At 34.1% G+C, this 26,704-nt stretch carries 26 protein-coding genes and 1 tRNA gene; 17 read left to right on the top strand and 10 right to left on the bottom strand.

All coding sequences use genetic code 11. From position 1 onward, the window contains the following. Positions 1–2: 2 nt before the first annotated feature. From cydD to GYM75_RS02830, 11 genes are all read left to right on the top strand, one after another. Positions 3–1,718 (top strand): cysteine/glutathione ABC transporter permease/ATP-binding protein CydD, encoded by a 1,716-nt coding sequence (gene cydD, locus GYM75_RS02880; RefSeq protein WP_220216671.1) that lies wholly within the window; start codon positions 3–5, stop codon positions 1,716–1,718. Then, positions 1,712–3,343 (top strand): cysteine/glutathione ABC transporter ATP-binding protein/permease CydC, encoded by a 1,632-nt coding sequence (gene cydC, locus GYM75_RS02875; RefSeq protein WP_220216670.1) that lies wholly within the window; start codon positions 1,712–1,714, stop codon positions 3,341–3,343. The genes cydD and cydC overlap by 7 nt, the downstream gene beginning before the upstream one ends. 178 nt (positions 3,344–3,521) lie before the next feature. Continuing rightward, positions 3,522–3,839, top strand: coding sequence for a ribosome silencing factor (gene rsfS / locus GYM75_RS02870; RefSeq protein ID WP_220217275.1), 318 nt, complete (start codon positions 3,522–3,524; stop codon positions 3,837–3,839). A gap of 4 nt (positions 3,840–3,843) precedes the next feature. Beyond that, positions 3,844–4,314, top strand: coding sequence for a 23S rRNA (pseudouridine(1915)-N(3))-methyltransferase RlmH (gene rlmH / locus GYM75_RS02865; RefSeq protein WP_220216669.1), 471 nt, complete (start codon positions 3,844–3,846; stop codon positions 4,312–4,314). A gap of 14 nt (positions 4,315–4,328) precedes the next feature. Continuing rightward, positions 4,329–4,793, top strand: a complete 465-nt coding sequence (gene ybeY / locus GYM75_RS02860) for an rRNA maturation RNase YbeY (protein WP_220216668.1) — start codon at positions 4,329–4,331, stop codon at positions 4,791–4,793. Positions 4,794–4,896: 103 nt separating this feature from the next. Next, a complete protein-coding gene (corC, locus tag GYM75_RS02855; RefSeq protein ID WP_220216667.1) occupies positions 4,897–5,769 on the top strand; it encodes a CNNM family magnesium/cobalt transport protein CorC in 873 nt (290 codons plus the stop codon). Then, on the top strand, positions 5,762–7,303 hold the full coding sequence (lnt, locus tag GYM75_RS02850; protein ID WP_220216666.1) for an apolipoprotein N-acyltransferase: 1,542 nt from the start codon (positions 5,762–5,764) through the stop codon (positions 7,301–7,303). Before corC ends, lnt begins: the two co-directional genes overlap by 8 nt. A 226-nt stretch (positions 7,304–7,529) precedes the next feature. Further along, complete coding sequence (locus GYM75_RS02845) at positions 7,530–8,438, top strand: glutamate/aspartate ABC transporter substrate-binding protein (RefSeq protein WP_220216665.1); 909 nt, start codon at positions 7,530–7,532, stop codon at positions 8,436–8,438. Positions 8,439–8,604: 166 nt separating this feature from the next. Beyond that, complete coding sequence (locus tag GYM75_RS02840) at positions 8,605–9,324, top strand: amino acid ABC transporter permease (protein ID WP_255556824.1); 720 nt, start codon at positions 8,605–8,607, stop codon at positions 9,322–9,324. A gap of 1 nt (position 9,325) precedes the next feature. Continuing rightward, positions 9,326–10,027, top strand: coding sequence for an ABC transporter permease subunit (locus GYM75_RS02835; RefSeq protein ID WP_220216663.1), 702 nt, complete (start codon positions 9,326–9,328; stop codon positions 10,025–10,027). Next, positions 10,024–10,749 (top strand): amino acid ABC transporter ATP-binding protein, encoded by a 726-nt coding sequence (locus GYM75_RS02830; RefSeq protein ID WP_065559141.1) that lies wholly within the window; start codon positions 10,024–10,026, stop codon positions 10,747–10,749. The genes GYM75_RS02835 and GYM75_RS02830 overlap by 4 nt, the downstream gene beginning before the upstream one ends. Before the next feature lie 60 nt (positions 10,750–10,809). On the opposite strand, the gene recD is transcribed toward GYM75_RS02830, so the two are convergent. Continuing rightward, positions 10,810–12,657 (bottom strand): exodeoxyribonuclease V subunit alpha, encoded by a 1,848-nt coding sequence (gene recD, locus GYM75_RS02825; RefSeq protein WP_220216662.1) that lies wholly within the window; start codon positions 12,655–12,657, stop codon positions 10,810–10,812. A gap of 24 nt (positions 12,658–12,681) precedes the next feature. Then, positions 12,682–14,259: a DUF4139 domain-containing protein gene (locus tag GYM75_RS02820; RefSeq protein WP_220216661.1), complete on the bottom strand. Its 1,578-nt coding sequence runs from the start codon at positions 14,257–14,259 to the stop codon at positions 12,682–12,684. A gap of 232 nt (positions 14,260–14,491) precedes the next feature. On the opposite strand from GYM75_RS02820, the gene nadR reads away from it, so the two are divergent. After that, on the top strand, positions 14,492–15,727 hold the full coding sequence (nadR, locus tag GYM75_RS02815; protein WP_220216660.1) for a multifunctional transcriptional regulator/nicotinamide-nucleotide adenylyltransferase/ribosylnicotinamide kinase NadR: 1,236 nt from the start codon (positions 14,492–14,494) through the stop codon (positions 15,725–15,727). A 2-nt stretch (positions 15,728–15,729) separates the two neighbouring features. Next, a complete protein-coding gene (pnuC, locus tag GYM75_RS02810) occupies positions 15,730–16,425 on the top strand; it encodes a nicotinamide riboside transporter PnuC (protein ID WP_220216659.1) in 696 nt (231 codons plus the stop codon). A gap of 172 nt (positions 16,426–16,597) precedes the next feature. Here the strand turns inward: pnuC and GYM75_RS02805 are convergent, their stop codons facing one another. From GYM75_RS02805 to GYM75_RS02780, 6 genes are read right to left on the bottom strand one after another with little or no spacing between them, the layout of a single operon-like run. After that, the gene (locus tag GYM75_RS02805; RefSeq protein ID WP_220216658.1) at positions 16,598–17,224 is read right to left on the bottom strand and encodes a protein-L-isoaspartate(D-aspartate) O-methyltransferase; all 627 of its coding nucleotides are present in this window, start codon (positions 17,222–17,224) and stop codon (positions 16,598–16,600) included. A gap of 5 nt (positions 17,225–17,229) precedes the next feature. After that, a complete protein-coding gene (gene truD / locus GYM75_RS02800) occupies positions 17,230–18,252 on the bottom strand; it encodes a tRNA pseudouridine(13) synthase TruD (protein ID WP_220216657.1) in 1,023 nt (340 codons plus the stop codon). A gap of 30 nt (positions 18,253–18,282) precedes the next feature. After that, positions 18,283–18,759: a 2-C-methyl-D-erythritol 2,4-cyclodiphosphate synthase gene (gene ispF, locus GYM75_RS02795; RefSeq protein ID WP_220216656.1), complete on the bottom strand. Its 477-nt coding sequence runs from the start codon at positions 18,757–18,759 to the stop codon at positions 18,283–18,285. After that, positions 18,750–19,466: a 2-C-methyl-D-erythritol 4-phosphate cytidylyltransferase gene (gene ispD / locus GYM75_RS02790; protein WP_255556820.1), complete on the bottom strand. Its 717-nt coding sequence runs from the start codon at positions 19,464–19,466 to the stop codon at positions 18,750–18,752. The genes ispF and ispD overlap by 10 nt, the downstream gene beginning before the upstream one ends. A gap of 11 nt (positions 19,467–19,477) precedes the next feature. Continuing rightward, positions 19,478–19,771, bottom strand: a complete 294-nt coding sequence (gene ftsB / locus GYM75_RS02785; RefSeq protein WP_220217273.1) for a cell division protein FtsB — start codon at positions 19,769–19,771, stop codon at positions 19,478–19,480. 21 nt (positions 19,772–19,792) lie between these two features. Continuing rightward, positions 19,793–20,110 carry a TusE/DsrC/DsvC family sulfur relay protein gene (locus tag GYM75_RS02780; protein ID WP_220216655.1) on the bottom strand — a complete coding sequence of 106 codons (318 nt, stop codon included), beginning with the start codon at positions 20,108–20,110 and terminating at the stop codon, positions 19,793–19,795. Positions 20,111–20,301: 191 nt separating this feature from the next. Here GYM75_RS02780 and GYM75_RS02775 point away from each other — a divergent pair. Continuing rightward, a tRNA-Ser gene (locus GYM75_RS02775) sits at positions 20,302–20,389 on the top strand. 212 nt (positions 20,390–20,601) lie between these two features. Here GYM75_RS02775 and GYM75_RS02770 read toward each other — a convergent pair. After that, entirely contained in the window at positions 20,602–21,159 is a 558-nt protein-coding gene (locus GYM75_RS02770) for a TetR/AcrR family transcriptional regulator (RefSeq protein WP_220216654.1), read from the bottom strand. 114 nt (positions 21,160–21,273) lie between these two features. Between GYM75_RS02770 and GYM75_RS02765 the strand changes: the two genes are divergently transcribed. From GYM75_RS02765 to GYM75_RS02755, 3 genes are all read left to right on the top strand, one after another. Beyond that, positions 21,274–21,813, top strand: coding sequence for an HPP family protein (locus GYM75_RS02765; RefSeq protein WP_370632155.1), 540 nt, complete (start codon positions 21,274–21,276; stop codon positions 21,811–21,813). A gap of 792 nt (positions 21,814–22,605) precedes the next feature. Further along, complete coding sequence (locus GYM75_RS02760) at positions 22,606–23,457, top strand: methylated-DNA--[protein]-cysteine S-methyltransferase (protein WP_220216652.1); 852 nt, start codon at positions 22,606–22,608, stop codon at positions 23,455–23,457. Positions 23,458–23,653: 196 nt separating this feature from the next. After that, positions 23,654–24,856: an MFS transporter gene (locus GYM75_RS02755; protein ID WP_220216651.1), complete on the top strand. Its 1,203-nt coding sequence runs from the start codon at positions 23,654–23,656 to the stop codon at positions 24,854–24,856. Between the two features lie 365 nt (positions 24,857–25,221). Here GYM75_RS02755 and GYM75_RS02750 read toward each other — a convergent pair whose 3' ends face one another. Then, a complete protein-coding gene (locus GYM75_RS02750) occupies positions 25,222–26,130 on the bottom strand; it encodes a LysR family transcriptional regulator (RefSeq protein WP_220216650.1) in 909 nt (302 codons plus the stop codon). Between the last annotated feature and the right edge of the window lie 574 nt (positions 26,131–26,704).

The raw sequence follows: 26,704 nt of genomic DNA, 5'->3' as shown, positions 1-26,704 counted from the left end.
TCATGTCATTAGATAAACAACGTCAGACTTATTTATTAAATTGGCTAAAACAGCATGCAAAAGGATATCAATCTGACTTGCGTGCTTCAACTTTAACCGGCTTTTTGTTAACCATTTTTGTGATCTTTCAAGCAGCTTTGTTGGCAACGATCTTACAAAAGTTAATTATTGAGCAACACAGCTTTTTTGACATTTTGCCTTATTTTGGTTGTTTGGTTATTGTGTTTCTAGTCCGCGCCGGTTTACTTTATTTACGAGAGAAAATTAATTTTATTTTAGGCAAAAAAGTTAGAAAACAGATTCGTCATCAATTAATCAATCAACTTGAAAAATTGGGCCCTGCCTATTTAAATCGAAGTACCACCGGTGCATGGAGTACTTTGATCATCGAACAAGTCGATAATCTTCAAGATTTTTTTGCACGCTATTTACCGCAAATGCGTTTAGTGAGTATGGTACCTATTTTAATCTGTATCGCAATCTTTCCATTTAATTGGGCTGCTGCACTGATTTTACTCGCTACAGCGCCATTAATTCCGATTTTTATGATTTTAGTGGGCATGGGTGCTGCGGATATTAATCGTCGCCACTTTAAAGCATTGAGTTATCTAAGCGGTCATTTTTTAGATCGATTAAAAGGTCTCAATACCATTAGATTGTTTTATCAAGGCGAAAAACAAGCTCAAGAGATCAACCGTGCATCCGAAGATTTTCGCGTTAAAACGATGCAAGTTTTAAAAGTCGCTTTTTTGTCTTCTGCCGTTTTAGAGTTTTTCACCTCGATTTCAATTGCCATTGTAGCGGTATATTTTGGATTTTCTTATTTAGGCGAGTTTGATTTTGGTTCTTATAATGGCACAGTCACGCTTTTCGCTGGATTTTTTGCGTTAATTTTGGCGCCAGAATTTTTTCAACCTTTACGTGATTTAGGCACTTATTATCATGCGAAAGCCGAAGCTATTGCTGCCGCTGATAATATTGAATCTTTTTTAAGTGAAGAAAATTCATCAATAAATGCTGAACATCCAGTAAAATCGATTCCCTTTAATGAGTCATTAAAATCTATTGAAGCAGATAACTTAATCGTATTATCCAACGAGCGACACCCTATTGTTGGCCCTTTATCATTTTCGCTAAAGGCGCCTTTTAAATTAGCATTAATAGGAACCAGTGGCGAGGGGAAAAGTTCGTTAATGCAAGTTTTACTTGGTTTTTTACCTTATCAAGGCTCATTAAAAATCAATGGGATTGAGTTTAATCAATTAAATATCACTGATTGGCAAAAACAAGTCAGTTGGATTGGTCAACATCCCTATCTTTTAAATAGTTCTGTACGAGATAATATTTTACTTGGTAATCCGCATGCCAGTAATGAAGAACTTCAAGCCGTCATTTGTAAAGCACAGCTTATTGACGTTGTGGCTAAATTGCCCGAGGGGTTAGATACCCTTATTGGCGAAGATGCTATCCGGTTATCGATTGGACAAGCACAGCGCGTGGCCTTAGCCAGAGCGATGCTGAAGTCTTGCCAATTGTTGATTTTAGATGAACCTACAGCAAGCTTAGATCAGGAAACAATTAATCATTTAGAACGACATAATATTGCCCCTAATACGATTACAATTACCCATCAGTCGGACGATATGCAGTATGCAGATCAAGTTTGGCAACTGGCTCATGGTCAATTAAATTGTAACGTTAAGGAGATCACATGCTAGCGATTTTGCGTCCATACATTGCTCTGTATAAGCACTATTTTTGGCAAATCTTAATTGGTTTATCTTTATCGATTCTCACCCTGTTTGCAAGTGTGTTTTTGCTCTCTTTATCTGGTTGGTTTTTAGCATCAACCGCTTTTGTAGGTGTAGCTGGTTTGTATAGTTTCAATTATATGCTGCCTGCTGCTGGCGTTCGAGCAGCAGCGATAACCCGAACGGCAGCACGTTATATGGAGCGTTTAGTTGATCATAATACAACCTTTAAAATTCTTGCCTATTTAAGGACATTAGCTTTTCGCAAACTATTACCATTAAGTGCCAATCAATTAGCACAATATCAAAAAGCGGATTTGCTTAATCGATTTATTGTCGATATTGATGCGCTTGATCATCTTTATTTAAAACTTTTTTCACCCATTGTAACCGCATTGATAATGATCGCGATTTTATTTATCGGATTAAGTTACATTAATCTACCTATTGCGCTCATCATCACCATTATTCTAACGCTGACTTTGCTTGCTGTACCTGTGATTTTTTATTATGCCGGTAAACAATTAGGCGAGACATTGGCAAAACAACAAAGCGATTATCGTTCGCAACTGATTAGCTATTTACAAGGGCAAGCTGAACTTACTTTATTTAATGCCCAAGCAAAGTATCGCGATAAACTTGATGAACTTGAATCACAGTGGCTTAGTAACCAACAACGTCAATCAACGTTAATGGCACTATCGAGTGCATTAGTTTTATTGATTTCGGGTTTTTTAACACTGCTTGTGTTATGGCTCATTACTCAATATACACTTTCGCCATTAGTTGCCTTATTTGTATTTGTTTGTCTTGCCAGTGCAGAAATTTTAATGCCCATTCCTAATGCCTTTATATTTTTAGGGCAAGTCATCGCATCGGCATCCCGTATAACAGCTATTTTTAGTCAAACACCTGAAATTACCTTTGTGAAAGAAGGTAAAAAACTTGATTTAACAATGGCTAAATTACACTTTGATAAAGTTAATTTTAGTTATCCAAATCAACCTTTTATCATATTAAAGGATTTTTCGTTAACAGTTGAATCTGGTGAGCATATTGGATTGATTGGTAAAACCGGGTGTGGTAAATCAACACTACTCAATCTGATTAATCGTATTTGGGAGCCAAACTCCGGTTCAATTTGTTTGAATAACATCCCAATTAATCAATTGGATGAAAAAACCTTACGCCAAGCTATAGCCGTCGTTCCACAAGTTATTACCATTTTTAGCGATACGTTACGGCAAAATTTGCTGATTGGTAATGAGCAGGCTACCGATCAGCAATTGATAGATGTTTTACATCAAGTTGAACTGGATAAATTACTTATCACTGAAAAAGGTCTCGATTTACTCATTGGGCAAGGTGGGCGTGCGTTATCGGGCGGTGAAATTCGCCGTATTGGGATTGCTCGAGCATTACTGCATCATTCACCCTTGATTTTAATGGATGAACCGACCGAAAGCTTGGATCAACAAACGGAACAGCAAATCATTAAACTTATCCAACAAACCTGTAAAGATAAAACTTTACTCATGGTAACGCATCGTTTAATTGATAATCCGTTATTTGATCGAGTAATTTCGCTCTAGTTTAGCGAATGCCTTATATTTTGACTGTTTAAAGTGTTAAACAGTCAAACCTCAACAAGTGATAAACCAATTAAGATATTTAAATATTTTGTAAGATGACTTTTGCCGATAGCTTATCTACACTGCAATTTTTAAAAATATGTTATACTAGTGCTTTATTTTGATTGATAGAGAGTTTATTTTGCAACAGTCATTACAGGATTTCATTACAGATAAAATTGATGATTTAAAAGGCAAGGATATTGTTATTCTTGATGTGAAAGGTAAATCAAGTATTACTGATTACATGGTCATTTGTACGGGAACATCAAATCGCCACGTGTCTTCAATTGCTGGGCATTTAATTGATGAAGCCAAAAAACATGGATATCTGGTTTTAGGCAGTGAAGGACAAAATGATGCTGACTGGGTTGTTGTTGATATGGATTCTGTGATTGTGCACATCATGCAAGAAGAAAGTCGTCAACTTTACGAACTTGAAAAACTTTGGGGTTAATTAGGTGAAAATACAGCTCATCGCTGTTGGCACTAAAATGCCTAATTGGGTCACAACAGCCTTTGATGATTATCGTTCTCGTTTTCCGAAAGATATGCCTTTAGAACTGATTGAAATACCGGCAGGAAAACGCACTAAAAATGCTGATATCGTTCGCATTTTAGATAAAGAAGGTGAATCAATGCTTAGTGCTTGTGGTAAAGGTAACCGTATTGTGACACTTGATATTCCAGGTAAACCTTATACCACTCACAATTTAGCTGAACAATTGGAACGTTGGAAGATAGACGGACGTGATGTCAGTTTATTAATTGGTGGGCCTGAAGGTCTTTCGCCTGCTTGTAAAGCAGCAGCAGAACAAAGTTGGTCTTTATCACCCCTTACTTTACCTCATCCTCTCGTTCGGGTAATTGTGGCTGAAAGCCTTTATCGAGCATGGAGTTTAACGACTAATCATCCTTATCATCGAGAATAATGACAGAGTTTATCATGAGTGAAATTATCTTAGATCTGCAAATTGCGACAACGCAGCCTGATCACTTGCCCACTGAACAACAAATCATGCAGTGGTTAAACGTTATTTTGCCTCAATTTATGGATCAAGCAGAAATTACGATTCGTATTGTTGATGAAGCAGAAAGCCAACAATTAAATCATACCTATCGACAAAAAAATAAACCGACCAATGTATTATCTTTTCCTTTTGAGTCGCCAATTGATATTGAAGTGCCACTTTTAGGTGATTTGATTATCTGTAAACAAGTTGTAGAAAAAGAAGCGATTGAACAACATAAATTATTAATTTCGCATTGGGCTCATATGATAGTGCATGGCTGTTTGCATTTACTTGGTTATGATCATATTGTTGACGAAGAAGCAGAAGAAATGGAAAATATCGAAATCGATATTATGAAACAATTAGGATTTGATGATCCGTATCAACCCATTGACTAATTGAGTGTATTGATTACACTATTCTAATTTGATTTTATTCATATTAACCTAGCTTGAGTATAAAAATAATTTACACATGCAAAATAACTAAGGAATCGAGCAAATGAGCGATGACAATCATCGGAGCCCTAAAAAAGGGTTTACATTATGGTTGAGTCAGTTATTCAATTCAGAACCTAAAGATAAAGAAGAGCTGATTGAAGTAATTCGGGAAGCCGAAGAAAACGAACTAATTGATCCTGATACTCTCGATATGATTGAAGGGGTAATGGATATTGCGGAACAGCGAGTTCGCGATATTATGATTCCTCGTTCTCAAATTGTTACAATTAAAGATAATTATACGCTTGATGAGTGTCTGAGTATTATCTCTGAACATGGGCATTCTCGTTATCCTGTCATCAGTGAAGATAGAGATCATATAGAAGGCATTTTGTTAGCCAAAGATCTCCTCATGTTTATTCGTCAAGGTGTAGATGATTTTGATTTGAAAAAAATTTTACGCCCGACTGTTGTCGTACCAGAAAGTAAACGAGTTGATCATATGTTAAAAGAGTTTCGAATGGAACGTTATCATATGGCAATGGCTATCGATGAATTTGGCGGTGTTTCCGGTTTAGTTACCATTGAAGATATTTTAGAGTTAATTGTTGGTGATATCGAAGATGAATTTGACGAGATTGAAGATCGTGATATTCGTCGTTTATCCCCTTCAGTTTATACAGTTCGAGCGCTGACGCCTGTTGAAGATTTCAACGATGTTTTTAAAACCGAATTTAGTGATGACGAAATGGATACAATAGGTGGTTTAGTCATGCAACATTTTGGACGTCTGCCATTAAGAGGTGAAACTATAACTATTGATGGTTATCAGTTTAAAGTGACCATTGCCGATCGTCGACGAATCATTCAGCTTCATGTCACCATCCCTGAAGGTGCAACGGTTCCTAATCTTGAGTTATCTGAAAATGCTTAAACATTTACTGTTAGCATTATTGTTTGGGAGTATTGCTGTTTTTAGTTATGCTCCCTTTCATATTTGGCCTTTAGCTTTTATTTCCTTTACTGGTTTTTTATGGCTTATAGCAGACAAATCCAAAAAACAAGCAATGCTGATAGGACTAAGTTGGGGAGTTGGCTATTTTTCAGCGGGTGTACATTGGGTTTATATCAGCATTAAGCAGTACGGTGAGTTACCCTCACCTGTAGCATTAATTATTTTAGGACTTTTAATCCTTTACCTATCACTCTATCCTATGTTATTTGCATTTCTGCTTAGTTCTCTAAAACGCTTTGCAATGCAATTTTCATTAAAGCAATTCGTGTTTGCCGCACCTATTCTTTGGCAATTCACAGAGTTTTTACGCAGTAATATTTTAACAGGCTTTTCTTGGCTACAGTTGGGTTATAGTCAACTTGACAGCCCATTACGATCTTATTTTCCCATTATTGGAATAGATGGTGTGACATTACTCACCACTATTTTATGTGGACTGCTCGCTTATTGTTTGCATCAATTAACAAAACGAAGAATAAATAAGCACCTAATTGGTGCGTTTATTGCACTTTTTGCAGTCTTTGTTGCACCATTTTCGTTCAACAATATTAATTGGACGACAATTGATAGCCATCGAGTGGCTGATTTTTCATTAATTCAAGCAAACATTTCTCAATCTATACGTTGGAATAGGCAACAGCTTAACAACACGTTAGATACCTATGCAGAACTGACCCAAGCCAATTTAGGTCAAAATAAAATCATAATCTGGTCTGAAGCAAGTATTACTGATTATGAAATCAATCAACAACCCTTTTTATATTATTTAGATAAACTAGCAAGACGTCATGATTCAGAAATTGCTGTTGGTATCATCGACTATCGATTTAAAGAAAGTAAATATCAAGAAGATGCTGATGTTTTTAATACCCTTTTAGTATTAGGTGAAAAATCACCTTATCAGTACCCGACCACAAATCGTTATCAGAAACATCATTTAGTGCCATTTGGTGAGTTTACCCCTTTATCTTCACTACTAAAACCAATAGCTAACATATTAGATATTCCGATGTCTACAATGCAGCCCGGTAATAGTAATCAGCCCCCATTGAAAATAAAAGGGTTCAAATTTACCACTGCGATTTGTTATGAAGTCATTTTATCTGATTTAATATGGAAAAATTTTACAGCTGATACTGACTTTTTACTTACTGTTTCAAACGACGCTTGGTTTGGAAACAGTATTGGCCCTAAACAACATCTCCAAATGGCACAAGCTAGAGCATTAGAGTTTGGTCGCCCACTTATACGTAGTACCAATACAGGCATTACGGCAATAATTGATCATCACGGTAAAATTATCAAACAATTACCACAATTTGAAAGAGCGGTATTAACACAATCTTTATCACCAACAACTGGTTTAACACCTTACGCCATGTGGGGTAATAAACTACATATAATCATAATGTTATTTATGTTTATTCTACTGATAATAAAAAAACGCTCATAAAACCTCAATACTGGCACAATTTTTGCTTAAAAATAATGAGTTCAAAATAAAATTAAATTACCAATTTATTGCCATTTATTGACAAATATTGTTGGTTATTAGCTCCGTTAATATATAAATAAACAGTAAAAAGTACTTTTATGCTTAAAAATAAGTTATAATATACGTCCTTTGTAAAATATTAAATTTATTTAATATGATACAAATTAAACAGTAGGAGATGAGTATGAACATAAAAACAAAATTAACCAAATTAGTGTTATCATTTGCAATGTTAGGTCTAATAAGTGGTTCGGCGGTAGCTGAAGAACTTACTGGCACATTAGCCAAAATTAAAGATAGTGGTGTGATTGTTGTTGGTCATCGTGAATCTTCTATTCCATTTTCCTACTACGGTAAAAACCAAGAAGTAATTGGCTATTCTCAAGATTATTCTAACTTAATTGTTGATGCGGTCAAAAAAGAGTTAAATATGCCTGATCTTAAAGTAAAATATTTACCAGTTACTTCTAAGACACGTATACAATTACTGAATAACTACACATATGATTTTGAATGTGGTTCAACGACAAACAATCTTGAACGCCAAAAAACGGTTGGTTTTTCAAATACCATCTTTATTGTTGGCACACGTTTTTTAGTTAAAGCGGATAGCAATATCAATAGTATTGAAGATCTTAAAGGCAAGAATGTTGTAACTACAGCAGGTACAACATCAGAAATCCGTTTGAATCAAATCAATAATAAAGAAAAATTAAATATCCGTATTATTACACCTAAAGATCATGGTGATGCATTTAATGCACTTGAAACAGGTCGAGCAGCAGCATTTTTAATGGATGATGCATTATTAGCCGGTGAGCGTTCTCGTGCAATTAATCCAAGTGAATGGAAAATTATTGGCGAACCGCTTTCTTATGAATCTTATGGTTGTATGTTAAGAAAAGGTGACGTTCAATTTAAGCAATTAATGGATAAGGCAATTGCTGATGCACAAACATCTGGAAAAGCATTAGAATCATATAATAAATGGTTTACTCAACCTGTGCCGCCAAAAGGTGCAAATATGGAACTTGAAATTTCACCAAAAATGGTTGAATTATTTGCAAATCCTAATGATAAAGCATTAGATTAACACTTTTCTTCTATTTCTAATCCTTTGTACTAAATGTCAAAACATTTAGTACATAATCTAATTTATGTGAATTAAATATATTATGAGTTTTAATCGAATACTAGCTTTGGAACCTTTTACAGCTTTTTGGAAACATATTTGTGATTTCATATCAAGCTTTAATTGGATGCTATTTTTTGAGCCGACCCCTTATGGAGACGGTATTTACTTAAACTGGCTACTCGATGGTGTTTTTGTCACAATTTCGTTAGCAATCACCGCATGGATCATTGCCTTTATATTGGGATCATTAGTTGGTATTTGCCGTACATTAGACAACAAGCTGTTAAACAAGTTTGCTGGATGCTATGTACAAATATTCCGTAATATTCCTTTATTGGTACAAATGTTTTTGTGGTACATGCTTTTCCCAGAGTTATTAAGCGGAAGTTTTAAAACTTGGTTTATGTCTGAATTGTCTCCTAATGTTAGTGCCTTCATTACTGCCGCTATTGCATTGGGATTGTTTACCTCTGCTCGTATTGCTGAGCAGGTAAGAACCGGCATCCAAACATTGCCTAAAGGACAACGATATGCAGCCATAGCGCTTGGTTTGACTAACAAACAGGCTTATCGCTATATTTTATTACCAAATGCTTATCGTAGGATTATTCCACCTTTAACATCAGAGATGACCAATATTATTAAAAACTCCTCTGTAGCTTCTACGATTGGTCTAATTGATTTAATTGGGCAAATTGAACGTATCAATGATGCAACAAACTGTATTATTGAAGTATTGTGTGGTGTTACTCTGGCTTTCGTAATAATAAATTATGCTGTCCTTTTTATTATGCGAAATGTTGAAAAGTACACTCGTTTACCAAATATGAGTCAAGGAGGATAATATGCAGTTAATTAATTGGATTGCGGATATTCCTTCATTGGTCATTGAAAATTATCCATTATTATTAAGTGGGTTATGGTTAACAACTAAAATAACTTTTATTGCTGTCGTGTTTGGCATAGTTTGGGGTACTGTACTGGCGTTAATGCGTCTATCAAACATTAGAATATTCAATGTTTTTGCTAAGTGCTATGTCAATTTATTCCGTTCCATTCCACTTTTATTAGTGTTGTTATGGTTCTATTTAGCACTACCACAGGTTATTAAACATTTGTTTAATCTTCCTCCTTATGCAGATGTGCGTATTGCTTCGGCTATGATTGCTTTTGCACTTTTTGAAGCCGCTTATTATTCTGAAATTATTCGAGCAGGGATTAGCGCTGTTGCTAAAGGTCAATATCATGCTGCTTATGCTTTAGGAATGACTAAAAGCCAATCAATGCGTTTAGTTATATTACCTCAAGCATTTAGATCGATGATTCCATTACTGTTAACTCAAGGGATTATTTTATTCCAAGACACCTCGCTGGTTTATGTAATGAGTTTAATTGACCTATTTGGTGCAAGTGTTACTCAAATTGGTAGTGTGCAAGGCGGCACAGTCAAATATTCTATGATTATTTTTGCAGCAGCAATTTATTTTATAATTTGTTTTACTGCTTCATGTTTAGTTAATTATTTCAAAAAAGGGATAAGTCGATGATCTCCTTAGAAAATGTATCAAAATGGTATGGACAATTTCAGGTATTAAAAAACTGTACAACACGAGTTGGTAAAGGTGAAGTTGTCGTAGTTTGTGGTCCTTCTGGATCAGGTAAGTCAACGCTGATTAAAACGGTTAATGGTTTAGAACCCGTACAAAAGGGTAAAATTATTATTGATGGCACTGAAGTGACTAGCAAATCAACTAATTTAGCAAAATTACGTTCGAAAGTCGGTATGGTGTTTCAGCATTTTGAACTGTTCCCACATTTAACGATTTTAAAGAATTTAACACTAGCCCAAATCAAGGTGTTAAAACGATCAGAAAAAGAAGCGCGTGAAAAAGCATTGTCATTGTTAGATCGTGTTGGTTTACTTGCCCATGCAAATAAGTATCCAGCTCAACTTTCTGGTGGTCAACAACAGCGTGTTGCTATTGCACGAGCACTTTGTATGGATCCTATTGTCATGTTATTTGACGAACCAACTTCAGCACTTGACCCTGAAATGGTTAATGAAGTATTAGATGTCATGGTAGAATTGGCTTATGAAGGTATGACCATGATGGTGGTGACCCATGAAATGGGCTTTGCTCGAAAAGTGGCACATCGTGTTATCTTTATGGATGCTGGCGAGATTATTGAAGATACATCTAAAGAGCAATTCTTTAGTAACCCAGAATCAGATCGTGCTAAAGACTTTTTAGCGAAGATTATTCATTAATATATAAAAAAGCACCAGCTATTATTAGTTGGTGCTTGCTTAATCTACTTTTTAATTCTTTTACTTTTGCGAATAATTTGTTATTTGTTTAACTAATCCACTTTCCCGATGTATTTGACTTTTAACTACCCGCTCTAAAATTTTTGTATCAGCGTAAATGGATACTGACTCTTTAGCCCTAGTGATTGCAGTATAAAGTAAAGAGCGATTTAATAACGGTGAGAATTCAGTAGGTAGTATTATATTTACATGATCAAATTCCGAACCTTGTGATTTGTGTATTGTCATTGCATAGGCTGTTTCATGTTCAGGTAGTCGATAAGGTGAAAAGCCTTTAATGATGCCGTCCGAAAATGGAAAATAGACTCGCAATTTAGAACTATCATGTTTTGCATTTAGTGTAATTCCTATATCACCATTGTATAAACCTAACGATGTGCTGTTACGTAAAATCATAACTGGTCGACCGATATACCATTGTTCACGTTGCTTTAAATTAATCAATTTATGTTTAGCTAGTAGCAGTTCAATTTGTTTATTTAATCCTTCTACGCCAAATTTTCCTTCACGTACAGCACATAATAAACGGCATTGAGCAAATTTAGCCAAAACAGCAGCTATATCATTATTTGAGTGATGCCTAATGGCATTTAAGTAATCTTTATAATGTTCAACACAGTCTTCTAAAAGCGCTTGGTAGGTTTGACGTGATGAAAGTTCATAATAACTAACATCTTGCAAAGTATTATCAGCAAGTAGCTTTTTAACATTATGATACTGCCCTTCTTTTACTGCATTTGCTAACAATCCAATACCGGATGACTCGTTAAATCGATAACTTTTTTTCAGTAAACAGATGCTATCAGCAATTTTTGTTACTGGTTGGTTCGTAATTGGGATGGTATAGCCGGTTAACTTGCTTAGCTCATCGGCTCTTGATTGGCTGTACCCATTTGAAATAAAGTGACATAAGTCTCCAAAGACCGCTCCGGCCTCAACTGATGAAAGTTGGTCTTTGTCACCTAATAAAATTAGTCGAGCAGAAGCAGGTAGGGCTTCAATAATTCTCGCCATCATATTGAGATCAACCATTGAGGCTTCATCAATTACAAGAACGTCGATATGTAATTGGTTATTCTTGTTATAACTAAACGAGCGATTATCAGTTTTTGCGCCCAATAGTCGATGAAGTGTTACTGCTTCGGTTTTAATATTTAATGATTCAAAAGATAGCTGTTCAATTGCTCGCCCTAATGATTCTGTTAATCGTGATGCTGCTTTGCCGGTTGGCGCAGCTGCTACGATTCGTGTTGCCGGGTTGTTTAATACTATTCCAGCTAGAATTTTAGCTACGGTAGTTGTTTTACCTGTACCCGGCCCACCAGAGATGATGGCAACTTTTCGTGTTAATGCAACAGCAACAGCAATCTTTTGCCAGTCAATACTTGCGCTATTGTGAGAAAATAGTTGGTCGAGTATTTTTTTTAAATTGATGTTTGGCGAAATATCCAATTGAGTTTGATTGAAATAGCGCGCAACAAAACGTTCATCTAACCACATGCGTTGAAAATAGAGTTTGTTTTCAATAAAAACTAAAGGTGCTAGTTGATCTCCAAAACTGACAACATGTTTATTAGACGCTAACTTAAGTACATTAACCCAATCGTTATTCGTCGGTGAATTAAGTTCTGACCAGATTTGTGGCTCAATATTTTCTAATCGAGTAAGATCAAGGCACACGTGCCCTGCTCTTACTTCCATACTTAAGGATAAAACTAAAAAAGCAAAACGTTTAGCAATGACTTCATCTTCACAATCAATTTTATTAACCAAAAATTGAGCCAAATGAAGATCTAATAAACTGATCTGACTATTTTGCTTAAATTGTTCTAACCATGTAATTAACATACTTTATACTTTGTTTTATTCGGTTTATAAACCATATATATCTCGTTCTTTACCATCTGGATAAGTGATTTTAAAACTTAGATTAAGGTTTTTACTTTCACTTGGGTTTAAGGTGAATTGCCACGTTAATAATCCGGTTTGTTTGTCATATTTTGCGCCATCATATTTGGTATCATTAAGTGTTACCGCTTTATTTAAGATAACAGGTAGTTGATCCTTCACAATAATATTTATTGGCAACGCTTTAGTATTTTTGACCTCAATAGTATAAGCATATTTTTCTGAAACATCATCACCAAATAGTGTAGGCGTCGAGGTCTCTTTTATATTACGATTTCTGGAAACTAAGATATTTTTATCACGCCCTAATGAAAAATCCAATGAGCCTTTAGTATTTTTGGTTGAAATCATCGTTTCCCCCATAAAATTACCACTGAAAAAGATATTGGCTTTTCCTGATAATAAATTCAGCTTATCCCAATCATTTATTTGCGCTAGTAAGTATACGCTATTATTAAATTTAGGCATTGAAACATATTGGTAATTTGCTTTAACATCTTTAGTTTGTAATGTGATTATGTTATTTTTACTATCGTTTTTGATTGTATAAGGTAATTTAATATCAAATTGGGTATTGATACCTAATGTATTAACATTGCCAATTTGACTAGGATTAACCAATTTCGATTTGGCGTCACGTTCATAGTACTCTTGTTTTTCAGAACTGGAAAAAAATAAACCGCTTTTTTCATTATAAACGTCAATATACCATGGATTAAAATCTGGTGGAGTAATATTTTTGCTCGGATTAGATGTCGATAAGCTAAAATCAACATCTTGCCAATCTAAACCAGTGTTTTGGTGGATTTCTGCTTTATATGTTAATTGGAGTGGCGAATTGATATCCGCTACTCGCACATCATAAGCTGGTTCCCAACCTGCTTTAGTTGTGATATATGAAAGCGTGATAGGTAGCGTTATATCTTTGTCAGAAGCGACTTTGACTATAACGGCATTGTGTAGTTTTCCATTGTTAGTTTGCTTTTCATCTAGTTGTTTTTGATATTCGCTTATCTGCTCGTCTAACTGAACGACTTCTTTTTGTAATCGATTTTGTTCATTTAACGATGTGGTCATATTAGTTTTCACAAAATCTAATACATTTTTCATTGCTGTTAAGTCATCAGGTCCTTTTTTAGCTAAAGTATCTAAACGGTTACCTTGTAAAAGCAAAATTTGTTCCTTAACAGCTTTGAGTTGGATTTCTACTGTATCGCGCTTTTCTTGTAATTGTTTCTGTTTTTCAATAATTGATTGAATATCTTCGGCGTTACGAATGTTAGCCAGATATTTATCATTAAATGATGTAGATAATACTCGGACATCACTATTATTACCAAAACCTACATTGATTGTATTTGGTTTAACCTCATTAGCAATACCTGTTAATACTATTTCACTTTCACCTTTGGTTAATGAAACAGTTGACTGACCTTGTAATTCTGCGCCCTGAATAAATAATGTCACTTTATTTAATTTAACGTTATTATCAGCCAAAGCACTTCCCGAAATTAATGCAATTGCTAATGCAATTTTTTTCATTGAATTATTCCCTTATATCATTCTGATTTTATGTATTAATTTACAAATTTTACTTAAAATGAAGATTGCCTATTTTTTTAGGATTATAAAAGTATCCCCTATTTTATATTTAATTACTATTAGATTTAAATTAATAAGATAAAATTATTTTAATTGTTTAATATATTGAACATTTAATAAAATTAGTATAAATTATGTTACAGATATAAAACACAAAAAGAGAGGTGTTGCTATGAGTAATTTTAGCTATCTAAAACAGGCAATTAAGCGAAAAAATTTATCCCTACAAACCGTTGCCGATGCTTGTAAAATGACCAAAGGTTATTTAAGTCAACTTATCAATGATAAGGTTAAAAATCCTAGCGCACAAAAACTAAAATCCCTTCATCACTATTTACAAATTGAAGAATCGACGATAAATAAAAAAGTTGGTGTTATATTTGGTAAGTTTTACCCATTACATACTGGGCATATTCATTTAATTCAACGAGCCATTAGTCAAGTCGATGAACTTTATGTTGTGCTCTGTTCAGATACTATCCGTGATATGGCACTGTTTGAACAAAGTGCAATGTCTCGCCAACCAACAATTAATGATCGTATTCGTTGGTTACTGCAAACGTTTAAATATCAAAAAAATATCCATATTGAATTATTAAAAGAAGATGGAATTCCTGCGTATCCAAACGGTTGGCTTGAGTGGAGTGATCGTGTCAAAAAACTATTTAGAGAAAAAGGCATAAAACCCAATTGCGTCTACTCGAGTGAACCGCAAGATGTCGCTATGTATAAAGATTTATTCGATTTAGAAACAGTACTTATCGATCCAGAACGAAAATTTATGCAAGTCAGTGGGACTCAAATCCGTCAAGCTCCGCTGCAAAATTGGCAATATATTCCGACTGAAGTAAGACCATTTTTTGTTAGAACTGTTGCTATTTTAGGCGGAGAATCCAGTGGAAAATCAACACTGGTTAATAAACTCGCCAATGTATTCAATACGACTAGTGCATGGGAATATGGCCGTGATTATGTATTTTCACAGCTTGGGGGGGATGAACGTGCCTTACAATATGCTGATTACGATAAAATCGCATTAGGTCATGCACAATATATTGATTTCGCAATTAAACACGCCAATAAGGTCTCTTTTATTGACACTGATTTTGTTACTACTCAAGCTTTTTGTAAAAAATATGAAGGTAAAGAACACCCTTTTCTACAGGCGATGATCAACAACTATCGTTTTGATTTAGTGATATTGTTAGGTAATAACACTCCATGGGTTGCTGACGGACTACGTTCACTAGGCAGTCCAAAACAACGGAAAGATTTTCAACAATTACTTATCTCAATTCTTGAAAAAAATAATATCAAATATATTCCAATTGATTCACCTGATTACGAAGAGCGCTATTTACGTTGTATTGAATTGGTTAATCAACTTATTAATGATAAAGAGTATTAATTATGAATAATTTAAGTCATCTTGCAATATTTATTGGACGTAATAAATTTTACCCTCTATTTTGTGTACTTTGTGTTACGTTAGCCTTTTTATATACTGATCCTTTTACCCATTTAAATTTACGTTATTTTGTTTCGTATATTGGTGCTTTTTGTGGGCTACTATGTGTTATTTTATTGGCTAAACGCAAAAATATGGGAAACCTTATCGGTATGCTGGCAGTGGTTGCAGAGTGCTATGCCAATTACTTGGGTAACAATATTGGCGCAGGCTTGCCAACTTTCTACTATTTTGGATCGCATATTGTTGGGTTAATCACTTGGGAAAAAAATCAAGATACACATAAAAATGTAAAAGTGCGTTCGTTGAGTGAAAATGCTTTTTTATATACCCTGATTTTTCTAATCGCAGCAGTATTTTTCAACGTCTACTTAACCAACGCAATGGGTGTTGAAAATACCGTTTATCAATTAATTACAAACTGTTTTATCTTCGGATTAGGCGTTGTAGCTCAACTACTATTAATGATGCGTTATTCATTCAATTGGTATTTATGGGTGATATTAAATGTGTTAGTGATTGGGTTAAATATATATACAAATAATATCGTAATCGCAACGCAATATTTAATCTACCTTTTCAATGCCATTTACGGTATTTGTGAATGGAAACAATCTGAATCAAAACAAACGACCTAACATGTTGTGTCTCATTAGCAGATTGTCGTTAAATGGATAATTTCATAATCAAAAAATAGAAAATAATAAACTTATTTTCTATTTTTTGACTAGCAGTAAGACAAACCTAAATTGATACTTCAATTTTTAAGTTAACCTGTTGAGATATTGGCATTAATATAGATAAACAGCGTTATTCAATTTCACCTTTCACCAAAGGTACAAATTTTACTTCGCCCATATTTTTCGTTATATAACTATCGCCATTACGCTCAATTAATTGTAAAACCTGATGGTTTACTCCTACGGGTATCACTAATCGACCTTTATCTGCTAATTGGTTAACAAGATTAATTGGTACTTCAGAAGCGGCTGCGGTAACAATAATACCATCAAAGGGACCACGCTCAGACCACCCTAACCAACCATTACTATGCCGAGTGGCAATATTGTGAATGTCGAGTTGTTTTAAACGACGTTTAGTATTCCATTGTAAGCTCTTTATTCTTTCCACCGAACAGACATGATCAACTAATTTTGCCAAAATTGCTGTTTGATAACCTGAACCCGTCCCTATTTCAAGAACTTTTGAATCAGGTTTGAGTTTTAACAATTCAGTCATGCGTGCAACGATGTAAGGTTGAGAGATAGTTTGTCCACTACCAATAGGTAAAGAACGATCATCATAAGCTTGATGAGAAAGAGCTTCATCAATAAAATACTCACGAGGTATGGAAGCAATAGCGGCTAATACTCGCTCATCTTTGATTCCTTGCTGACGCAGTAATTTAATTAAAGACTGCATTTTTAAACTTTGCATGCTAGTTACTCATTTTCTGTAATCAATTCACGTATTACACTTGTTGCATAGCAACCTGATGATAAATAGAAGTTAATTTCAATGCTATCATCATTTATCCATTGCCAATTAAGGTGCTGTGGGCGCAATAATATTGAACGTCTTGCGGTTTCAACACGCTCTTTCTTAAATAATTCAGTAAATTGTGACCAGTTGGCTAAACATTTTTGTTCAAATTCGAGTGAACAAGATTGAGTACCAAGTTGAGAATCCCCAATCATAGGCGCAGTAATATTAATTTCACCATTTAATAGGCGTGACTGTAGTAATGACAGGTCATTCGATTGCGCAACAAACCAACTTCCTCGTTGGGCTAATTGCAAAATATCACCATCTAAAACGGTTTGATGCAAACCTTGTTCGATACGTTTACTGACAACATCATTAAAAATGGCACTACGTGCTGCTGAGAGATAAAAACTTCTTTTTTTACGGTCTTTAACGGTAATTTCACCATTAGCCCATTTTAAGGCTTGAGTTATATTATTATCATCTCGACCAAAGCGCTGCTCGCCAAAATAATTAGGAACGCCATGTTGCTTAATTGAAGCTAATTTTGATTCAAGTTCACTGTTATCACTCAAATTAGTTAATCTAATTTGGAAGTAATTACCTTTTAACGCACCTATTTTTAATTTTTTATTATGCCTTGTAACCTTAAGAATCTGACAACCTGACAAATCAAAATCATCAAAATTAGGTGATTCTTTTCCTGGCATATGTAAACTGAACCATTGCCGAGTCACTGCATGGCGATCTTTAAGACCGGCATAACTCACCAATTTAGACGAAATACCGACATATTTTGCTAACTGTTCAGCAACAAAAATAGTATTACAATCCCTTTTTTCAAGATAAACTAAGACATGTTCACCTTCGCCGGTTAATTCAAAACCAAGATCTTCTGTCACCACAAAATCTTCATATTGTTGCTTGTATTGTCCCGTTGTCTTCGGCTTTCCATATAAATAATTAAGTTCTGCTAACACGAATAATGCCTATTATATAAATGAATCAATTTAACGTTTTTGAGAGAGTAATACTACGGCTTCACATGCGATACCTTCTTTGCGCCCAGTAAAGCCTAGTTGTTCAGTCGTGGTGGCTTTAACACTGATTTGATCAAAATGAACATTGAGATCTTCGGCAATATTAACTCGCATTTGATCAACATGAGGACGCATTTTCGGTTCTTGTGCAATAATAGTGGTATCTAAATTGACCAACTGGTAACCTTTTGCTTGAACAATGCTATAGACCTCTTTGAGTAATATGCGACTATCAATTCCTTTATATTTAGGATCAGTATCAGGAAAAAGTTTTCCAATATCGCCTAATGCTAATGCACCAATTAGCGCATCAGTAATCGCATGTAACACAACATCGCCATCAGAGTGTGCAACCAATCCATATTGATAGGGTATTTTTACACCTGCTAGAGTAATGGGTCCTTCCCCCCCAAATTTATGAACATCAAATCCGTGCCCTATTCGCATATATCACCTTTTTGCATTTGGTTAGTTAGATAAAATGTGGCCAGTGCTAAATCTTCAGGATGTGTAATTTTTATATTATCACGGCGGCACTCAACCAAGCGTGGATGTCCACCAGCATATTCAATTGCTGACGCCTCATCTGTAATTGATATATGATTATTTAAAGCTTGTTTTAAGCAAGACTTTAGTTCGCCGACTTTAAATAACTGTGGTGTAGCAGCTCCCCACAAATACGTACGATCTTCTGAAGATTCGATAACGTTGTCATTGGTCTGGTAAGCTCGTTTGACAGTATCACTAATACGCGTTGCTAAAATAGCGCCTTGTTGTGTTTCAAACACAGTATTAATTAAACGACTAATATCATTATGATCAACACAAGGTCTGGCTGCGTCATGCACTAAAGCCCATTGTTCATCGTTTAGAATATTTAACCCAGCCAAAACTGAATCAGCGCGCGTTAAACCGCCATGCACAACATTAATTGCAGGATGAGTCGCAATAGGCAAAGTAGCAAAAAAGTTATCTTGAGCATGGATAGCAACGATAATCTGACTTATTCTTGGATGAGATAGTAACTTATGTAACGTATGTTCTAAAATGGTCATTGAACCAATTTTGAGATACTGTTTAGGCGTTTGGCTTTTCATTCGGCTACCAATCCCCGCTGCCGGAACGATTGCAATAATATTACTCGAGTTATTCACATAATGCCTTATTATTGATGAGAATTAGAATCGATAATTATTCGGTAAAAATATTCATTTGGTTTTACCATACCTAAATGGCTACGCGCTCGCTCTTCTATTGCTTCAGAACCACGTTGCAAATCGTTAATCTCAGCAAACATCTGTTCATTGCGTGCTTTAAGTTTATTATTCTTTTCATGCAAGCTGGCAAGCATATGCACATTTTCCTGATAATCATAGACATTATTTTTTCCAAACCACAAAGAGTACTGCAAATAGCCAAGTACCCCTAATAATATTAAAGTTAATTTCCAGTTCCTAATCAATTTAACATTTCCTTTTATTTAAATGCATTTTACTGGTTTAGGTAAACCGGCTAATTTAGTTGCTTGTTTAGCTGGACCTTCTGGAAATAATTTATATAGATAACGGCTATTGCTTTTTTCTGGTCCAAACTTTTTTTCTAATGCCTTGACTAGTGCTCGAATCGCAGGTGACGTTTTATATTCCAAATAGAAATCACGAACAAATAAGATAACATCCCAGTGAGCCTGAGTTAATTCAATGGATTCTTTTAGCGCTAGTTCTGGCACTAGCTCAACAGACCAATCCTGCCAATTTTTTAAATAACCGTTATCATCTGTTTTTATCTGTTCTAACATTTTTCAGCACGCTGTTTTATTTTCTGGATATTATACTCAATTATATGCAATCCAACACTAATTTTGATGGTTAAAGTCACAGTATGAAGCGAATAATGCTTAAAATTGACGAAAATTAAAGCAAACACGCTTTTTTTCAAAAATAGCTATTTACAAATAAGCCCGACTCCTTTAATATTCACAGCCATTGCGGAAGTGTGGCTGAGCGGTTGAAAGCACCGGTCTTGAAAACCGGCGAGGGGCGACCCTCCCAGAGTTCGAATCTCTGCGCTTCCGCCATCTTTCCTAAATATTAATCAATTAGTTTCAATTCAAAAAATTAATAAATTATCCTTCTTAAGTAATATCACATAGAATTAACTTAGAATATACAGTTAAAATATATCGTAACCTTTAAATTATTATTTTTCCAAAATATTAGATTTTTATAAATAAAAACGAATAACCTTAAAGTGATTACAATAAACTCTACCGAATACCTACTTGTATACTTAATGCCTATTCAACAAGTCTGATACTAAATTAATGGCGTCTTGTTCAATCTGATCACGAAGACTCTTATCATTTTTATACTCTACACCTACATTAATAAGCCCTTCAAGAATCACCATCAGTTTATTTGTCAAAGACGCTTTATCTGAATAATCTTGAAGTTTTGAATAAATTAGGTTTCTAACAAATTCTTTATGCGCCCTAAGTATATCCGATACGCAAGGCAAGGTTTCATGCATTTCCTCCACTGCTCGCATGAATAAACAGCCATTATAATCCACTTCGGAAAACCATTTTTTATGCCATTTAAATATTCCCAAAATAGCATTTTTCCCATTAAGTTCTGTAATAGAATCCTGAAGCTTTGAACGAAATATTGAGTCTCGATGTTTTAATACTTCCACTATAAGTTTATCTTTACTTCCAAAGTGATTATATAAAGTGGTTTTAGAACAACCTGACATATCCCTTATATCATCAACGCCTACACTTGAAAAACCAGTCCGATAAAACAGTTTTTCAGCAGTCTTAATAATTAATTCATCTGTTTTTTTCAAAATAAATCACCCAAATAGATTGCAGAGTGAACAGATCTGTACTATCATCAAATTAGTGTACAGATCTGTTCATATTGGCTATTCATACATTATAACTTATAAGGAAAACAATTAATAAAATTCTTTTTTGGCGGTAGTGAAAAACTACCTGGCAGACCTAAATTACTTGATTTATTTCAAGGATTTTTAGGTGGGACTTTGGCAATTTTAACGCTGGAGTATCTGACTATCTATTCTGGTAGCTATTTTATTATGGCGCCGTTTGGGGCTTCATGTGTTATTTTATTTGCTGTTGCTCAGTCTCCTCTTGCACAGCCAAGGAATGTAATTTTGGGGCATTTGATATCAGCATTTATTGGTCTTATATTTTTGAGATTATTCGGTGATTCAGTTTTTGTTACTGCTTTAGCGGTGGGTTGCGCTATTGCAGCAATGCAATTCTTTAGATGTGTACATCCCCCAGCAGGTGCGAATCCGTTGGTTATATTGTTAACAGCAAGTCAGGTTAATTATGATTTCAGCTTTTTATTGTTTCCCGTGCTTTCAGGCTCTATCTCCCTAGTCATCATAGCCTACGTTGTTAACAATCTACTATCAAAAAACAAGTGGCCAATCTATTGGTTAGCATTTTTTAGTGACAAAAAGAACAAGTGACTAATATCCCTTTAATTATGCTAAGGAATTCACTTATCGACTTGCAATATAAATCATCGTGCTTGTATCGATAAAGGATGCTTAGAAAGGATTACGGGCGCTTATAATCGGTTAAGCAAGATAATAACCAATGACCAATCTGTCAATGCCTACAACCTATTGATATTGGGATAGATAATACCTGCACTGTTGAATGTATATACTGTTATGCAACCACATCAAAAGGGTATGTGCTAGCCAATAAAAGCTAGCAAAATAAATACAAACAAAATTAGTAGGCGGTTTCTTAAAACAGACACGATTAAAGATAAGCCATTCAATTGCTACTTATTTTATAAAATGAATGATTTAAATAGCAAGATTCGGTTTTTATATCGTTGGTATCTTGTTTATTATCAAGATTTATCATCGAGGTAGACGTAACATTTATTTTTCATTATAGAATGATCAAATAGAAAAATACTTTTATGTAATAAATAAAGTTTGATTTTTCTTTAGTGTTTATTAGGACAGGCTTTAAGAAAAGATATGGCACACTTTAGTGATAATACTATTGGGTATCACCGATACTTACTATGGGTATTTCTGTAAGATTGGTAAAACTTTAGCTATTAGAGTTGTTACTAATACCAATGGACATAACAGATTAGTCATCATGATTCACAGTCATTGATTAATTGGTGGAGATGGAATAATTGCTGGTTAGCCTGTGGAATAGCACAAAAAAAGAAGCCGCTAACATTAGAAATGTCTTCCATTGCTTTATTCGCCTGCTAAAAAGGAGTATTTATAATGCATAAACAGAAACAGATAGATTTTGATCGAATAAAAAAAGCCATCGGATATTTGAGTGAAAATTACAAATCTCAACCGACACTGGAACAGGCAGCAGAATATGTACATTTAAGTCCTTATCATTTCCAACGTATGTTTTCTAATTGGGCTGGCGTTAGTCCTAAGCAATTTCTAAGATATATCAGTCTCACTCACGCTAAAAATCTTCTAAAAGAAGAAAACGCCTCATTATTGGATACCACCTATGAGTTAGGTTTGTCGAGTACGAGCCGATTACATGACTTGTTTATTGATATTGAAGGTGTGACGCCAGGAGAATATAAAAATGACGGTGAAAACTTATCAATTAATTATAGTTTTATTGAAAGCCCTTTTGGTGAAACCATCGTTGCATCAACAACCAAAGGAATTTGTTATCTCGCTTTTGTTGAGGATGAAAAATCATCATTTCAATCATTGAAAGCGCTATATCCTAATGCACAATATCGACAATACACTGATCAGATTCAACAAAATGTAATCTTCGTATTTACACAAGACTGGTCAAAACTCAATAAAATAAAGTTGCATATTAAAGGTACTGATTTTCAATTAAAAGTGTGGCAGGCATTGTTATCAATTCCTATGGGAAAACTATCAACTTATAGCAACATAGCAAATAAGATAAATAATCCTAAATCTAGTCGTGCGGTTGGCTCTGCTATTGGTGATAACCCGGTGGCCTTCTTAATTCCTTGTCATAGAGTGATAAAATCAACAGGATTATTAGGGCAATATCATTGGGGTAGTGACCGTAAAGCAGCCATGATCGGTTGGGAAGGTATTAAAATACATGAACGGGAGGAGTAATCAACGTAAGTGCTCTAAGCAGTAGCGAAAAGATTCAAAACAGGTTATATAAAGTTTGGTGGTTATATAACAAGTGTTATTGGATCAAGACTTTATCGACAACAATAATTTGATATTTTAGCAAGATTCGGATTGTTAGTAAGTTTGAGAAAATGCAAATATACACATAAAGTGTAAATATTAGGAAAGTAACAACATGGACAAATTACTCATTCATAAGATTTCTTATTCCAATTTATGTGCGCAATTCTCTGAACAAATAATAATAGCGGTGTTTCCAATTATAGCGGTGCTATCTATACATGCTTCAGCATCTGAAACGGCATTGATACAAATGATAAATACATTACCGTTTCTATTACTATCTATTCCAATGGGAATTCTTGCAGATAGAGTATCTAGAAAGAAAATGATGATAGTAGTAGAAATAGCTCGTGCAGTGGCTATATTTATATTATTTTATTTGACATTTTCAGGGAATCTTTCAATAAATAAAATTGCATTATTCGGTTTTTTTATAGCCATTGGTACTGTTATTTACAGTGTTGCTAGTCCAGCTTTAGTCGCTTCTTTTGTCATAAAAGAACAGTTGATTAATGCCAATAGATCAATAGAAATTGCTAAAAGCGTGGCTTTTATCGCTGGCCCAGCTTTAGGAGGTATTCTTGCCGGCTATTTTTCTGGAGGGTTAGCATTTATATTCGCTTTTTTACTCTCGATAATTAGCGCATTTTTTTTAATATGTTTACCTAAAGAATCAGTACAAAAAAAATCAGACAGAAATATAATTCAAGAACTAGGTGATGGTTTTATTTTTCTAGTCAGAAATCAATATTTAAGACCAATCACAATAACGGCTTTTGTCTTTAATTTATCATTTAATTTGCTATTATCGATTTTTGCTTACTATACTATCAATAATCTCTCTTTTACTTCCTTTGAAGTCGGGATGTCCTTAAGCCTAATCGGTTTAGGAATGTTATTAGGATCCGTTTTATACAAGTTTATATCTACAAGGATAAATTTTGGCTTCCAACTGATTTTAGGCCCTATATCTGCTTTTATCGCATCAATATTGATGCTTTCAACTATTATTTATCCTATAAAAGAATTGGTTTTTATTTCTTTTTTCTTTTTTGGGTTTGGACCTATCATATGGACTATATCTACCGTATCGCTTAGACAGCTAGTTACGCCTAATAATATGATAGCGAAAATATCATCGGTGATTATGACGGTTACTTTTGGAGCACGACCTTTAGGTGCTGCTCTAGGTGTATATATAAGCGTAAATTTTGATGTGTATAGTTGTATTTTTGTTGTCTTTATCGGTTTTTTTATTCAGTTAGCTATTATTCTTTTCTCAAAAGCAGCCAAACTAAAAAATTATCTGATGTAGAGAAGTAATGCTATAAAAAAGCATCAAAATGTATTGTTATGTGAAATATGATTAAAAGTCACATCATCTAAGAACGATATTTAAATCGGTAACAGTTATTACTCGTTTCAACAATATCACGGTGATGTACCTGCCAATCTATTCGTGAATTTCATTATCACATGAAATAACCATCTAAAATAATCCGTATTATTAAACCGTAATAACATATTTTTCATGGAGACATTTTTAGCGATATGATAAACCATCAATTAAGTAGATTATCCTCAGACAAGTAAACTAATTCCATCAAAGGAAAAGCAAGAATAATTAACCAATAAAATAGTCAATATTTTTTCATTTTAAATCTGAATTATTATTTACTTTCATTTTGGTTTTTTGAAATAGTTAATGATTGCGTCAGCTGTTAGATTTCTTGTTAAATTTTTACGCCAAATAAGAAAAATATCGATTCTTAATTTCGAATCTTGATTTTTAATTAACTTTTTATATATAACACCATCAACTTTCGCTTGAGTCATTGATTGTGGTAAGAGCATCATCCCTTTCCCTAATGATACATCGAGTAACATAGATAAGTTATCTGCTAATTCAGCACGGCGAACAATAGGAGAAGTTAACGTTTTAAAAACACGTTCACATTGTTCATAAAAAACTGGGTTTTGATATTGTTTAAACCAAAAAAGAGGCAAGTCTGTTACGTCATTTAAATCAACACGTTCAAGCTTACTACAACGATGGCTTGCTGGTAATACTAAAATCATAGGTTCTTTATAAACTAATAGAGAGTTTTCATTTATATCTCTCAGTTGATAGTCGGAAACAAATGCAAAATCGATATTCCCTTTTTGTAGTTCTTGTAACAGTTCTTTAGAAGTATAGTTATGTTTATAAATTTCAGTTTCTTCGCTAAAATCTGATAAGAATAATTTGAAATAGGGAATAAAATCAAAACTGAGTGTTTTAGTCATGCCTAGTCTGATCTTTTCTAAATCTTGAGCTTTGATTAACCGCGTAATTAAACAAAGTTCATTTAGTATATATGTCGCTTTTGATTTAAATTCTTCTCCCTCTTTAGTTAAAACAACACTATGCGGATTTCTCAAAAAAAGGGTTACTTTTAGCTTTTCTTCAAGATCTTTTATTTGAATTGATAAAGGTGGTTGGCTTATATTTAACTTTTCAGCAGCTCCTCTGAAACTTCGTTCCTCACATACTGCGATAAAATACTGCAACTGTTTAATAGTGGGTAATCTTTTACTGTATATATCCAAAACGCCTTAAACCTCCCTATATTTAAATCACTATAATTTCCAAAAGGTTATTTGAAATATTCTTACTTGATGATGCAGATAAGTTTAATTCTCAAAGATTAAATAAATTAATCTATTACTGACAATTATTTCAAATAAATTTTGACTCAACTCATTTTTCTACAACTTGAAATAATACAAAGCAAATCTTCATTCCTTTTTTCTAAACTAGCGATGAATTTAGTTTTTCTATCAATAGTCAATATGCTTTTATAATGGCGATGTTATCTAGCGATAAAATAATTTAACGTGAGTAAATCACTCTGTAGAAATGCCAATTCAGATTCAACTTGTTAGTATTACTTGCCATGGATTTTAGGGTAAAACTTAGCTGATTTCAAATATGTTATCCTCGATTTATCATGTGGTTAGAATAAAAAAATGAAAGATATTTAATTATTAAATTCTGGAATATCTTTTACCTTGATGTTCATCATATACCAAATTGAATGAATTTTAATTTTTTATAATGGATTACTCCTCTTTTGCGATTCTTTAGATAATAACAAGTATTCCAACCTTCGATGATTTAAAT

The sequence above is a fragment of the Gilliamella sp. ESL0441 genome, assembly GCF_019469185.1.
Lineage (GTDB): Bacteria > Pseudomonadota > Gammaproteobacteria > Enterobacterales > Orbaceae > Gilliamella.
Note: the sequence above shows the minus strand (reverse complement) of the source record. Positions and strands in the feature narration are given on the sequence as shown.

Bases quoted from the DNA above. Each gene is read 5' to 3' on its own strand.
- GYM75_RS02760 (WP_220216652.1), top strand. From the start codon at position 22,606: ATGCATAAACAGAAACAGATAGATTTTGATCGAATAAAAAAAGCCATC.
- cydC (WP_220216670.1), top strand. From the start codon at position 1,712: ATGCTAGCGATTTTGCGTCCATACATTGCTCTGTATAAGCACTATTTT.
- corC (WP_220216667.1), top strand. From the start codon at position 4,897: ATGAGCGATGACAATCATCGGAGCCCTAAAAAAGGGTTTACATTATGG.
- pnuC (WP_220216659.1), top strand. From the start codon at position 15,730: ATGAATAATTTAAGTCATCTTGCAATATTTATTGGACGTAATAAATTT.
- GYM75_RS02805 (WP_220216658.1), bottom strand. From the start codon at position 17,224: ATGCAAAGTTTAAAAATGCAGTCTTTAATTAAATTACTGCGTCAGCAA.
- GYM75_RS02840 (WP_255556824.1), top strand. From the start codon at position 8,605: ATGCTATTTTTTGAGCCGACCCCTTATGGAGACGGTATTTACTTAAAC.
- cydD (WP_220216671.1), top strand. From the start codon at position 3: ATGTCATTAGATAAACAACGTCAGACTTATTTATTAAATTGGCTAAAA.
- ybeY (WP_220216668.1), top strand. From the start codon at position 4,329: ATGAGTGAAATTATCTTAGATCTGCAAATTGCGACAACGCAGCCTGAT.
- nadR (WP_220216660.1), top strand. From the start codon at position 14,492: ATGAGTAATTTTAGCTATCTAAAACAGGCAATTAAGCGAAAAAATTTA.
- recD (WP_220216662.1), bottom strand. From the start codon at position 12,657: ATGTTAATTACATGGTTAGAACAATTTAAGCAAAATAGTCAGATCAGT.
- GYM75_RS02755 (WP_220216651.1), top strand. From the start codon at position 23,654: ATGGACAAATTACTCATTCATAAGATTTCTTATTCCAATTTATGTGCG.
- GYM75_RS02780 (WP_220216655.1), bottom strand. From the start codon at position 20,110: ATGTTAGAACAGATAAAAACAGATGATAACGGTTATTTAAAAAATTGG.
- GYM75_RS02845 (WP_220216665.1), top strand. From the start codon at position 7,530: ATGAACATAAAAACAAAATTAACCAAATTAGTGTTATCATTTGCAATG.
- GYM75_RS02820 (WP_220216661.1), bottom strand. From the start codon at position 14,259: ATGAAAAAAATTGCATTAGCAATTGCATTAATTTCGGGAAGTGCTTTG.
- GYM75_RS02835 (WP_220216663.1), top strand. From the start codon at position 9,326: ATGCAGTTAATTAATTGGATTGCGGATATTCCTTCATTGGTCATTGAA.
- lnt (WP_220216666.1), top strand. From the start codon at position 5,762: ATGCTTAAACATTTACTGTTAGCATTATTGTTTGGGAGTATTGCTGTT.
- GYM75_RS02830 (WP_065559141.1), top strand. From the start codon at position 10,024: ATGATCTCCTTAGAAAATGTATCAAAATGGTATGGACAATTTCAGGTA.
- ispF (WP_220216656.1), bottom strand. From the start codon at position 18,759: ATGCGAATAGGGCACGGATTTGATGTTCATAAATTTGGGGGGGAAGGA.